This window comes from Nocardioides sp. Root1257, assembly GCF_001425175.1.
Taxonomy (GTDB): Bacteria; Actinomycetota; Actinomycetes; order Propionibacteriales; family Nocardioidaceae; genus Nocardioides.
In genome coordinates, this window is record NZ_LMDV01000009.1 from 256,974 (window position 1) to 267,824 (window position 10,851).

Genomic DNA, 10,851 nt, shown 5'->3' on the forward strand with positions numbered 1-10,851 from the left:
CGGGCCGCGAATCGCGAGAGGGACGCAGCATGACCGCCACCGAGGCTCCTATCACCCACCCCACCACCCACCAGGGCATCGTCGACTTCGTCAACGAGGTCGCCGAGCTCACCCAGCCCGACCGGATCCAGTGGTGCACCGGCTCCGACGAGGAGTGGACCGAGCTCACCCAGACGCTGATGGCGACCGGGACGTTCACCCAGCTGAACCCGGCCATCAAGCCCAACTCGTTCTACGCCGCGTCCGACCCGATCGACGTCGCCCGCGTGGAGGACCGCACCTACATCTGCTCCGTCGACGAGCACGACGCCGGCCCCACCAACAACTGGATGGCGCCGGACGAGATGAAGGAGCTCATGCGCGGCCTGTACGCCGGCTGCATGCGCGGACGCACCATGTACGTCATCCCGTTCGTGATGGGCCACCTCGAGGCCGAGAAGCCGATGTTCGGCATCGAGCTCACGGACTCGGCGTACGTCACCGCCTCGATGCGCGTGATGGCCCGGATGGGCAGCCACGTCCTGGAGCGGATGACCGAACTGGACGCCGAGTTCGTCCCCGCGATCCACTCGGTCGGCCACCCGCTCGCGCCCGGCGAGGCCGACGTCGCGTGGCCCTGCAACGACACCAAGTACATCGTGCAGTTCCCCGAGGAGCGCGCGATCTGGTCCTTCGGCTCCGGGTACGGCGGCAACGCGCTGCTCGGCAAGAAGTGCTACGCGCTCCGCATCGCGTCGGTCATGGCCCGCGACGAGGGCTGGCTCGCCGAGCACATGCTGATCCTCAAGCTCACCTCGCCGCAGGGCGTCGTCAAGTACATCGCCGCGGCCTTCCCGAGCGCCTGCGGCAAGACCAACCTCGCGATGCTCAAGCCGACCATCCCGGGCTGGAAGGTCGAGTCCATCGGCGACGACATCGCCTGGATGCGGATCGGCGCCGACGGCCGCCTGTGGGCGGTCAACCCGGAGTACGGCTTCTTCGGCGTGGCTCCCGGCACCAACGAGCACACCAACCCGCACGCGATGGCCACCATCAACAAGGGCAACTCGGTCTTCACCAACGTCGCGCTCACCGAGGACGGCGACATCTGGTGGGAGGGTCTCGAGAACCCGCCGGCCAAGGCGACCTCGTGGAAGGGCGAGGAGTGGACCCCCGAGTCCGACTTCGACTCCAGCCACCCCAACAGCCGCTACTGCACCCCGATCAAGCAGTGCGACATCCTCGCGCCCGAGTTCGACGACCCGCGCGGTGTGCCGATCGACGCGATCCTCTTCGGCGGTCGCCGCAAGACCACGGTCCCGCTGGTCTTCGAGGCCCGCGACTGGACGCACGGCACCTTCCTCGGCGCCACGCTCTCCTCCGAGACGACCGCCGCCGCGGTCGGCGCGGTCGGTGTGGTCCGGCGCGACCCGATGGCGATGCTGCCCTTCATCGGCTACAACGCCGGCGACTACTTCAGCCACTGGATCAACGTCGGCAAGGACAACGACGCCGCCAAGCTGCCGAAGATCTTCTACGTCAACTGGTTCCGCCGCGACGAGGACGGTGGCTTCCTGTGGCCCGGCTTCGGCGAGAACAGCCGCGTCCTCAAGTGGGTCGTCGAGCGCATCGAGGGCCAGGCCGCCGCGGTCGAGACGCCGATCGGCCACGTGCCGACCCCGGACTCGCTCGACACCGAGGGCCTCGACATGACCCGGGAGGCCCTCGAGGCCGCGCTCGCCGTCGACGCCGACGAGTGGTCCGCGGAGCTGCCCCAGATCCAGGAGTGGTTCGAGAAGTTCGGCGACGACCTGCCGGCCGTGCTCTGGACCGAGCTCGACGGCCTCCGTGAACGGCTGGGCGCCCGGCCGGGGCGCTGACCCGCCGCTCCGCCGTACGACCACCTCACGAGGGCCCCGTCCGCTGGACGGGGCCCTCGTGCTTGGGCCGCTGTGGGATCATCGGGCTCACGGGGACGGCAAGGGGGACTGGCAGGAGGGGATGTGGGGACACCCGACGCTGAAGGGCGCGCGCTCTTCGGAACTGCGGGGACGCAGCTCTACGAAGAGATCCTGGCCTCCGGTGGTCTGGTCGCCGGGGAGCCGCGGATCGTCGTGGGGGGCGAGCTGCACGACGCCTTCGAGCAGCTCCGGGAGCTCGGGCTCGTCCACCTCGACCCGGAGAAGGACACCTGGGTGGCCGAGGACCCGTCCCTCGCGCACACCCGGGTCGTCGCGCCGCTGACCCAGCAGGGCGCCGAGCTCCTCCAGGAGTCGTTGCGCTGGACCGAGTCGTTCGCCACCCTCACCCAGGCTTGGCGCAAGGCGCCCGGCGCAGCCGAGGGCGGCCCGTTCCGCTACCTCCGCGGCGGGGCCGACATCGGGAACTACGTCCTGAGCGTGGCCGAGGACGCGGAGGACGAGGTGCTGACCGCGCAACCGCAGAGCGACCACCGCGGGGAGTACACCGAGGACGCCACGCGGACCGAGCGCCGGCTGCTCGAGCGGGGCGTGCGGATCCTCACGCTGTACCAGCACAGCGCCCGACGCAGCACCGCAACGCGCGCCTACGTCGCCGAGCTGAGCCCGATCGGTGCGGAGGTGCGCACCCAGGACGAGTTCTTCAACCGGATGATCGTCGTCGACCGCCGGGTCGCGATCATCCCGTCCACGCACGACATCGGGACCGCCTTGGCGGTCCAGGAGCCCACGATCGTCGGCTACCTGGCCGACGTCTTCATGCGCTCGTGGGAGCGGGCCCGACCGTTCACCAGCCAGGAGGCCTCGGTCGTCAAGCACATCGCCGACGAGCAGCGGGCGATGACGATGCGGATGCTCATCGAGGGCCACTCCGACCCGGTCTCGGCCAAGCGGCTCGGGGTCAGCCCCCGCACGTACGCCGGGTACGTCGCCGACCTCAAGGACGAGTTCGACGCGGAGACCCGCTTCCAGCTCGGCTACTCGCTCGGCCGCCTCGGGGTGCAGGCCGAGGTCGACAGCCCGGAACAACCCTGACGACGTGATTGAGGGCAGTGGTCCGATGGACCACTGCCCTCAATCAGTTGAGGCGAGCTCTGGGGGGAGAGCCTCGGAGCCAGCGACGGTGGGGGGTGTGTGCCGTCTCCCGCCTCAGGTTCTGGGTGCCGTCAGCGACGGACCGAAGTCGTCCAGTTGAGGTCGGCATGCGCCGGAGCGGAGATGCCGACGAGACCGATGCTGAGCGTCGCGGTGGCGACCACGACTGCGACCTTGCGCGCAAGCTTCATAACGTTCACCCTCTGACTTGTCGGACCCCACGGTTGGCCCGTTACGACAAGTGTGAGCGATGGAAGAGCGGCCTCTCACCCAAATTGTGCCTCAGATATCTGCATTGCAACATCCTGCAATCTGCAACGAAATGCACCCGACTCTACGCCTGAAATCGGCTCCGGCCCCCGACACGCGCAGCGTGTGGGGGCCGGATCACTGGCGGAGGCGGAGGGATTTGAACCCTCGATGGGGTTGTAGCCCCAAACCCGCTTAGCAGGCGGGCGCCATAGACCGGACTAGGCGACGCCTCCCGACAGCCAGGACAGGCTACAAGCACGCGACGGCGGGTGCCGAATCAGGGCCCACCACGCGCGCGTCAGGTCAGCGGCCGCAGGCCCTGACCCCGGCGGAGGTGACCCTGGAGGTCCCGCACGAACTGCTCGCGGTCCACGTCGAGCAGGGTGACCGGGATGGTGGTCTCGCGCGCGTCCGTGAGCCTGAGGACGACGACCGGCAGCCCCTGGGGCGTCGCGGTGACGGCCTCGAGCACCTCCCGCCAGGCGGCGGCGTGCACCCCGGCGCCGCGCACCATCCGCACCTGGTAGCCCGTGGTGTCCATCCGGACCACCGGGACCCGCCGGGTCACCAGGTGCCCGGCGACGAACACGGCAGCGACCCCGGCCAGGGCACCGGCGACCAGCACGAGGACCGACAGGCCCGCCAGCGCGACGACCAGCGTCAGCACCGCCAGCAGCACCGCCACCACGACCAGCAGACCGCCGACGATGCGGGCGGACACTGCCGGCGCGAACCGGTACTCGGAGACGTCGGGAGGCACTGCTGGCATGCACTGATTGAACAAGACATCGGATTGGTGGCCCACAGCGGGTTGTCGCGAGCCCGATGCCGGGCGACACTCGAAGTCCCCCACTCCTCCGGGCCCCCGGGAGGCTGCCATGACCGTCACCGACACCGGGTTGCCGGCCGCGATGCAGAGCCTGGGCCTGGCCGCCGAGGCGTACGGCGCGCCGGGGGTCTCCGTCGGCCAGTGGCGCTGGCGCGTCCGGCAGCAGTTGGCCACCGTCCGCGACGCGCTCGTCGCCGAGGCCGGCAACGGTGCCGACGGGTGGACCGTCGCCCGTCAGGGCGGCATGCTGCGCGAGCGCAACGCCCTCCTCGCGCGGGTGGGGACGCTCGGGTCGCGGGTCCTGGAGCACCCGGACGCCGACGCGGTGCACCTCGACGTGCAGCGGCTGCTCGTCGACGTCGGCCACCACGCCCAACGTCTCCACGACCTCGCCTACGACGAGGTCGAGCTCGAGCTCGGCGGCTCCGAGTAGGCACCGGGTCGCCCCGGGTCGCGCCCTACACTGCTCCCGTGCGTGGGCTCCGGCCCGCGCGCGAGGAGGGGTGCCGGAGCGGCCGATCGGAACCGCCTTGAAAGCGGTCGTAGGGAGACCTACCGCGGGTTCGAATCCCGCCCCCTCTGCTCAGCTGCCTCGGTCCGAGCTTGCGAGGACCGAGACCCAGCAGCAGAGGTTGAGGAGCCGCGCGACCGAGGAACGAGGTCGCGACCGGCGTCTCGAAACCCGTTCAGGGACGCATACCCATCAACCGAGCACGACCTCGACGAGGACGTCACCCTCCTGCACGACATCGCCCGGGGCGACCTTGATCGCGCGGACGGTGCCGGGGGCCTCGACGAGCACCGGGATCTCCATCTTCATCGACTCGAGCAGCACCACGGTGTCGCCGGCGGCGACCGGGTCGCCGGGCGAGACCGCGACCGACAGCACGTTGGCCACCATCTCCGCGACGATCTCGGTCACCTGTTCACGCGCCATGCTGCGAACCTAGCCGTTACCCGTACGTAGGCCGGTATCAGGGCGCCCGCACCCGGCTCCTCGGGAGCATGACCACTCTCCGCATCCGCGTCGCGGTCGCCACCCTCGGAGGCGCGGACCTCCCGCAGCCCTACGTCTGCGAGGACCTGGACGCCGTGGTGCGCCTCGACGCCGACGTGTACGTCGGGTGCGGGGTCACCACCGGACGCCACCAGCAGGCCTGGTGGCGCAAGATGCGGGAGGCGGGGCTGGAGACCTACCACCGCCACGACGACGCCCCGGTCTCCACCCGGCTCCCGGTCCTGCACCCGTGGACCGCCGCCATCCGCCTCGACCTCGCGCCGGCCACGCAGGTGCTCGGGCCGCAGTTCTCGGGACGGCGCCTCGAGCGGTGCCGCGGACGTGGCGTCACCAGCATCATCGCCGGCGAGCTCGGCGAGCGGCCGCCGGCGTACCACCCCGAGCAGGTCGTCGTCGCCCACGTCGGCACGGTCGGCATCGTGGTCGTGCCGGCGCCCGGCGTCGAGGTCGTCCTGAGCGGCGAGCTGGGCGTTCCCACCACGGACCTGCACGGCGAGGTGCCGGTCTTCGCCGCCGACCTGGACCTGCGCCAGGTGTCGGTCAGAGCAGGGCGCGGGTCCGCCGAGGCTCCGGTCGCAGCGCCGTGGCCTCCTCGGCCCGTCGACCGCGACGTCCGCGTGGCCCGGTGAACGCCAGGTCGAGCCGGATCACCACGAACCCGATGACCAGGCCCACGACCGCGCCGTAGGTCACCGCCAGGGCGCTCTCGGTGAGCGTCACCGTCGGGTTGACCAGCGCGTTGGCGACCGGGGTGGTGGCGGCGACGCCGAAGGCGCACACCCACCAGCCCTGACGGCGGCGGGCGCGCATGTGCACGCCCCAGGCGAGTGCGGGGATGCCGAGGACGGTCTCCAGCGGGCGCGGGAAGGCACCCAGGTTGTCGCGCGACCAGACGACGACGTCGAGCAGGCTGCTGACCAGGCCGGGGGTGCCGTAGCGCCGCAGCAGCTCGGCGTACGCGAGCGTCAGGGCCAGCACGCCGGTGCCGATCAGCACGATCACGATGCCGCGCCGGCCGAGGCCGTGGAGGCCCGCGCCGAGGCGGTAGACGAGCGCGAACACGCCGAGCAGCGCCAGCCCGAGGGTGACGTACTCGAAGCGGGCGACCTGGACGACCGGCTCGAAGCCGACCGTCGCGAGCGCACCCACGGACGCGATCACGACCGCGATGACGACCTCGCGCACGGCCGAGACGAAGCGGACCGAGGGGACGGTCGCCATGACGGCGAAGACCGCCGACACGACGCAGGTCAGCACGGCGGCCCCGGTTTGCAGCGCGTCGTCGTCGCTCAGGACGGCGACCAGGCCGAGCACCAGCGCCAGGCCTCCGGCGACGATCGGACGGCCGCCGGTGCGGACCGCCAGCGCCCAGGAGTACGTCGTCGCCACCGTGACCGCGCCCGCTCCGCAGGCCCAGCCCGGGCCGACGTCGAGCAGGCAGCCGACGAGCGCGACCAGGCCGGCCAGGGTGACGACCGACCACAGGACGAACGGCCACCGCGACCGGACGAACCGCTCCCGGCGGGTGTGCGAGCGCTCCGCCCTGTCGACGCTCGCGGTGGCCGCGGGAGCAATGGCCGGCGACTCCGCCGGGGTCTCGACCGGGGTCGCGGGCGGCGGTGCGGTGACCTTCGGCGGCTTCGGGGCCTTGGGGGCCTTCGCGGCCTTGGGCGGCTTCGGCGGCTTCGCGGTCCGGCGCTGCCGCCGCGACGCCGGCTCGGCGCGACGACGGGGGGCGGACCTGGACACGGGGAGGAAGGTTACAGACGCCGGTTGGCCAGGGAGGGGTTGGTCCTGCGGGCCCGCTCCAGGACCGTGTGCTCCAGCACAGCGGTGAGGACCTCGGGACCCTCGCCGCCCTCTGCCAGCACCTCGCCGAGCGGGTCGACCACGAGCGAGTGCCCGGTGTAGCGCGGGCCTGGCTGACCGACGGCCACCACGAACGCGGTGTTCTCGATCGCCCGGGCTCGCACCAGCGTGCGCCAGTGGTCGACCTTGTGCGGGCCGGCGACCCAGGCCGCCGGGATCACCAGCACCTCGGCGCCGGCGTCGACGAGCGAGCGCGCCAGCTCGGGGAAGCGCAGGTCGTAGCAGGTCATCAGCCCGACCCCGAAGCCCTCGAGGTCGAACACCACGGGCTCGAGGGGCCCCGCGGAGAGCCGGTCGGACTCGCGGTAGCCGAAGGAGTCGTAGAGGTGGATCTTCCGGTACGCCGCCTCCGCGGCGCCGCGCGCGACCAGGGTGTTGAACGGCCGGTCGGCGTCCTCGCCGGGCTCGAACATCCCGGCGACGACGGTGGCACCGCGCTCGGTCGCCACCCGGGCGACCTCGGTCGCGAACGGGCCGTCCAGCACCTCGGCGTACGCGCTCACGTCGGAGCCGGCCTCGCCGAAGTCGCGGGCGAAGGCCTCCGGGAAGACCACGAGGTCGGCGTCCTGCGGGGCGAGCTCGTCGAGCAGGCCCCGGTTCGCCTCCGGCTCGAGACCGGAGGCGTGCTGGACGAGGGCGACGCGGAGCTGGGCCACGGTGCGAGACTGCCACACATGTCCTTCGCCGTGATCGTGCTGGCCGGAGGCCGTGCCTCCCGGCTGGGCGGCTCGGACAAGGCGTCGATCGAGCTCGACGGACGGACCCTCCTCGAGCACGCGCTCGACGCCGTGACCGACGCGGACGAGGTGGTCGTCGTCGGAGACCCGGTGCCGACCACGCGCCCGGTGACGTTCGTCCGGGAGAGCCCGCGGTACGGCGGTCCGGTCGCCGCCCTGCTCACCGGGCGCGACGCCCTGCTCCGCGCACCGTCGACGCTGGGGCTGCTCGCGGTCGACATGCCCCGGGTCAGCGCGTGGACGTTCCGACGGCTGCGCGACGCCGCCGTCGGGCACGACGGCGCGTTCCTGACGGACGTCGACGGCCGCCGGCAGCTCGCGGGCGTGCTCGTTGCCGATCGCCTGGACGTCGTACGACCGGATCACGAGGCGCAGCACGGCATGGCCCTGCGGGCGCTGCTGGCCGACCTCGACCTCGCCCTGGTGCCGCCCGACGGGGACGAGGGCCGCGACGTCGACAGCTGGTCGGACCTGCGCGACCTCTGAACCAACCCGGCGAAAAGGTTGCGACACGCCCGCCGATGCGGCAAACCTTGGACCCGTGAACCTGCACGACTGGATCGACGAGGTGTGCGACGTCCTGGACATCGACACCGAGGTCGACGAGGGACTGGTGCTGGACCTGGCTCGGGTCGCGGCTCACAACGTCGCACGCCCGGCGGCGCCGATCACGGCGTACCTCCTCGGGTATGCCGCCGGCAGCCAGGACGCGGACCCGGAGGCCGTCGAGGAGCTGGCCGCTCGCGCGCAGGTCCTCGCCGAGGCGTGGGACCGGCCGGCGGGCGCTCCTGACCCCGACGACATCAACGACGAGATCCCCGACGACCGGGCGGTCGACCACACCGGCGACGTCGTGGACGACGACGAGGACGACCAGGCCGACGAGGACGAGTGAGGGCGGGTCCTGGGCCCCGTCCCTAGGGTGGGGTCCATGCGTGCCGTGATCGCCACCGAGCCCGGTGGCCCCGACGTCCTGACCGTCACCGAGATCGCCGACCCCGAGATCGGTCCCGGCGAGGTGCTGCTGGACGTGGCGGCTGCGGGTCTCAACCGCGCCGACCTGCTGCAGCGGCAGGGCTTCTACCCGCCGCCGCCGGGGGCGTCGGACGTCATCGGGATGGAGTGCAGCGGCACCGTCGCGGCGGTCGGCGCGGACGTGACCGGCTGGTCCGTCGGCGACCAGGCGTGCGCGCTGCTGGCCGGGGGTGGGTACGCCGAGCGGGTCGCCGTACCGGCCGGACAGCTGATGCCGGTCCCGGAGGGCATCGACCTGGTGACCGCGGCGGCGATCCCCGAGGTCGCGGCGACCGTGTGGTCCAACGTGTTCATGGTGGCCGGGCTCCAGCCGCAGGAGACGCTGCTGGTGCACGGCGGCGCGGGCGGCATCGGGTCGTTCGCGATCCAGCTCGCGCACCGGCTCGGCTCGCGGGTGGTCACCACCGCCGGGAGCGCCGACAAGCTGGCGGCGTGCAGGGCACTCGGCGCGGACGTCGCGATCAACTACCGCGAGCAGGACTTCGTGGAGGTCGTCGCCGAGCAGACCGACGGCGGCGTCGACGTCATCCTCGACAACATGGGCGCGAAGTACCTCGACCGCAACATCGACGCCCTGCGCATCCAGGGGCGGCTGGTGATCATCGGCATGCAGGGCGGCTCGAAGGCCGAGCTCGACATCAACAAGCTGCTGCGCAAGCGCGGGGCGGTGATCGCGACCAACCTCCGCGGCCGACCGGTCGAGGAGAAGTCCGCGATCTGCGCCTCCGTCGTCGAGCACGTCTGGCCACTGGTCGCCGAGGGCCTGGTGCAGCCGATCGTCGGCCGCTCGTTCCCGCTCGCCGAGGCGGGTGCCGCGCACGCGTACATGGAGTCCGGCGACCACAGCGGGAAGATCCTGCTCACCGTCTGAGGGCGCCCGGCTACGGTGAACCCATGAGCGAGCCCGACGCGTCACAGCCCGAGCAGCAGGTCGTCGTCATCGGCCCGGACGGCCAGCCCGTCGCCGTACCCGCGTCGGCGGTGTCGGTCGCGCCCGAGCCCGACGACGCCGACTCGGACGGGATCACCGACCTGGTCGAGCAGCCGGCCAAGGTGATGCGGATCGGCGGCATGATCCGCCAGCTGCTCGAGGAGGTGCGCTCCGCACCGCTCGACGAGGCCAGCCGGATCCGGCTCAAGGAGATCCACACGGCCTCGATCAAGGAGCTGGAGACCGGCCTCGCCCCCGAGCTGGTCGAGGAGCTGGAGCGGCTGTCGCTGCCGTTCACCGACGACGCCGTCCCCACCGACGCGGAGCTGCGGATCGCCCAGGCTCAGCTCGTCGGCTGGCTCGAGGGGCTCTTCCACGGCATCCAGACCGCGATCTACGCCCAGCAGATGGCGGCGCGGGCCCAGTTCGAGCAGATGCGTCGTGGGCTGCCGCCCGGCAGCGGGCGCCCCGAGGGAGCGCCTGCGCCCGAGGGCGGCACGGCCGCTCCGGGTGACTCGGGCGGCATGTACCTCTAGCTCTACGCGCGCCGCCGGCTGCGCCAGGCGACGAGCACGAGGCCGAGCACGCCGATGATGACCAGGGCGGCGCCCGGGGCGGCCAGCCGCTGCACGTCGGCGGGGGCGTCGGCGACGGTCGTGAACGTCGCGGTGTCCGGCGTCGGCGGCACGGCCGGACGACCGTCGCCGAGGAGCTTCTCCACGCGGCCGATGTAGACGTCGCTGGCGGGCGCGGTGCCGCCACCCTGCGCGATCGTGAGCGCGTCGTCGGCGCCGGCCGCGGCGAAGAAGACGTACGGGTCGCCGACCACGAGGCTCGGCAGGCCGCAGGCACGGGGCCGGATGTCGGTGGTCACCGCGGCCTGCTCGTCCGTGACGGCCTCGCCCTTGTAGATGCGGTCGACGTCGACGGTGAAGGTGGCGATGTTGCCCGCGACCGTCTTGTCGGAGATCACTCCGGTGAAGACGTCGTCCGCACCCATCGTGCGCTGCTCGAGCGTGAGCGGCGCGCTGGCCGGGCACGCCTGCGACGGCGCGGCCAGCGCCACCACGCCCGCGGGGGCGAGCAGCAGGACGGCGAGGAGTCGGCGGATCACTGAGCCATTCAAC

The 10,851-nt window shown here is 72.2% G+C and carries 13 protein-coding genes and 2 tRNA genes; 9 read left to right on the forward strand and 6 right to left on the reverse strand.

Annotated elements, in window-relative coordinates; genetic code table 11:
* Positions 1–29 precede the first annotated feature (29 nt).
* Positions 30–1,859 carry a phosphoenolpyruvate carboxykinase (GTP) gene (locus tag ASC77_RS15495; protein WP_056154814.1) on the forward strand — a complete coding sequence of 610 codons (1,830 nt, stop codon included), beginning with the start codon at positions 30–32 and terminating at the stop codon, positions 1,857–1,859.
* A 123-nt stretch (positions 1,860–1,982) separates the two neighbouring features.
* The gene (locus tag ASC77_RS15500; protein WP_056154817.1) at positions 1,983–2,993 is read left to right on the forward strand and encodes a hypothetical protein; all 1,011 of its coding nucleotides are present in this window, start codon (positions 1,983–1,985) and stop codon (positions 2,991–2,993) included.
* A 451-nt stretch (positions 2,994–3,444) separates the two neighbouring features.
* On the opposite strand, the gene ASC77_RS15505 is transcribed toward ASC77_RS15500, so the two are convergent.
* Both ASC77_RS15505 and ASC77_RS15510 read right to left on the reverse strand, forming a co-directional pair.
* Positions 3,445–3,538, reverse strand: a tRNA-Ser gene (locus ASC77_RS15505).
* Between the two features lie 65 nt (positions 3,539–3,603).
* Complete coding sequence (locus ASC77_RS15510; protein ID WP_156391123.1) at positions 3,604–4,074, reverse strand: hypothetical protein; 471 nt, start codon at positions 4,072–4,074, stop codon at positions 3,604–3,606.
* Positions 4,075–4,183: 109 nt separating this feature from the next.
* Between ASC77_RS15510 and ASC77_RS15515 the strand changes: the two genes are divergently transcribed.
* Together ASC77_RS15515 and ASC77_RS15520 are read left to right on the forward strand one after the other, a co-directional pair.
* Entirely contained in the window at positions 4,184–4,567 is a 384-nt protein-coding gene (locus ASC77_RS15515; protein WP_056154823.1) for a hypothetical protein, read from the forward strand.
* A gap of 64 nt (positions 4,568–4,631) precedes the next feature.
* A tRNA-Ser gene (locus ASC77_RS15520) sits at positions 4,632–4,716 on the forward strand.
* 121 nt (positions 4,717–4,837) lie between these two features.
* Here the strand turns inward: ASC77_RS15520 and ASC77_RS15525 are convergent.
* Positions 4,838–5,071, reverse strand: coding sequence for a biotin/lipoyl-binding carrier protein (locus tag ASC77_RS15525; RefSeq protein ID WP_056154824.1), 234 nt, complete (start codon positions 5,069–5,071; stop codon positions 4,838–4,840).
* Between the two features lie 68 nt (positions 5,072–5,139).
* Here ASC77_RS15525 and ASC77_RS15530 point away from each other — a divergent pair, with 68 nt between their 5' ends.
* Positions 5,140–5,781 (forward strand): hypothetical protein, encoded by a 642-nt coding sequence (locus tag ASC77_RS15530; protein ID WP_056154827.1) that lies wholly within the window; start codon positions 5,140–5,142, stop codon positions 5,779–5,781.
* Here ASC77_RS15530 and ASC77_RS15535 read toward each other — a convergent pair.
* Both ASC77_RS15535 and ASC77_RS15540 read right to left on the reverse strand, forming a co-directional pair.
* The gene (locus tag ASC77_RS15535; RefSeq protein ID WP_235547708.1) at positions 5,693–6,901 is read right to left on the reverse strand and encodes a hypothetical protein; all 1,209 of its coding nucleotides are present in this window, start codon (positions 6,899–6,901) and stop codon (positions 5,693–5,695) included. The two genes, ASC77_RS15530 and ASC77_RS15535, sit on opposite strands and share 89 nt — an antisense overlap.
* 11 nt (positions 6,902–6,912) lie before the next feature.
* Positions 6,913–7,677 (reverse strand): carbon-nitrogen hydrolase family protein, encoded by a 765-nt coding sequence (locus ASC77_RS15540; protein WP_156391124.1) that lies wholly within the window; start codon positions 7,675–7,677, stop codon positions 6,913–6,915.
* Positions 7,678–7,695: 18 nt separating this feature from the next.
* Between ASC77_RS15540 and ASC77_RS15545 the strand changes: the two genes are divergently transcribed.
* From ASC77_RS15545 to ASC77_RS15560, 4 genes are read left to right on the forward strand one after another with little or no spacing between them, the layout of a single operon-like run.
* The gene (locus ASC77_RS15545; RefSeq protein WP_056154833.1) at positions 7,696–8,244 is read left to right on the forward strand and encodes a molybdenum cofactor guanylyltransferase; all 549 of its coding nucleotides are present in this window, start codon (positions 7,696–7,698) and stop codon (positions 8,242–8,244) included.
* A gap of 55 nt (positions 8,245–8,299) precedes the next feature.
* A complete protein-coding gene (locus ASC77_RS26210; protein WP_082574801.1) occupies positions 8,300–8,653 on the forward strand; it encodes a DUF6457 domain-containing protein in 354 nt (117 codons plus the stop codon).
* Between the two features lie 36 nt (positions 8,654–8,689).
* A complete protein-coding gene (locus tag ASC77_RS15555; RefSeq protein ID WP_056154836.1) occupies positions 8,690–9,664 on the forward strand; it encodes an NAD(P)H-quinone oxidoreductase in 975 nt (324 codons plus the stop codon).
* Between the two features lie 23 nt (positions 9,665–9,687).
* Positions 9,688–10,260: a bacterial proteasome activator family protein gene (locus ASC77_RS15560; protein ID WP_056154839.1), complete on the forward strand. Its 573-nt coding sequence runs from the start codon at positions 9,688–9,690 to the stop codon at positions 10,258–10,260.
* Between the two features lie 2 nt (positions 10,261–10,262).
* Here ASC77_RS15560 and ASC77_RS15565 read toward each other — a convergent pair whose 3' ends face one another.
* Positions 10,263–10,838 (reverse strand): hypothetical protein, encoded by a 576-nt coding sequence (locus ASC77_RS15565; RefSeq protein WP_056154841.1) that lies wholly within the window; start codon positions 10,836–10,838, stop codon positions 10,263–10,265.
* Between the last annotated feature and the right edge of the window lie 13 nt (positions 10,839–10,851).

Coding starts and splice junctions, on each gene's coding strand:
- ASC77_RS15495 (WP_056154814.1), top strand. CDS start 30: ATGACCGCCACCGAGGCTCCTATCACCCACCCCACCACCCACCAGGGC.
- ASC77_RS15510 (WP_156391123.1), bottom strand. CDS start 4,074: ATGCCAGCAGTGCCTCCCGACGTCTCCGAGTACCGGTTCGCGCCGGCA.
- ASC77_RS15515 (WP_056154823.1), top strand. CDS start 4,184: ATGACCGTCACCGACACCGGGTTGCCGGCCGCGATGCAGAGCCTGGGC.
- ASC77_RS15525 (WP_056154824.1), bottom strand. CDS start 5,071: ATGGCGCGTGAACAGGTGACCGAGATCGTCGCGGAGATGGTGGCCAAC.
- ASC77_RS15530 (WP_056154827.1), top strand. CDS start 5,140: ATGACCACTCTCCGCATCCGCGTCGCGGTCGCCACCCTCGGAGGCGCG.
- ASC77_RS15545 (WP_056154833.1), top strand. CDS start 7,696: ATGTCCTTCGCCGTGATCGTGCTGGCCGGAGGCCGTGCCTCCCGGCTG.
- ASC77_RS15555 (WP_056154836.1), top strand. CDS start 8,690: ATGCGTGCCGTGATCGCCACCGAGCCCGGTGGCCCCGACGTCCTGACC.
- ASC77_RS15560 (WP_056154839.1), top strand. CDS start 9,688: ATGAGCGAGCCCGACGCGTCACAGCCCGAGCAGCAGGTCGTCGTCATC.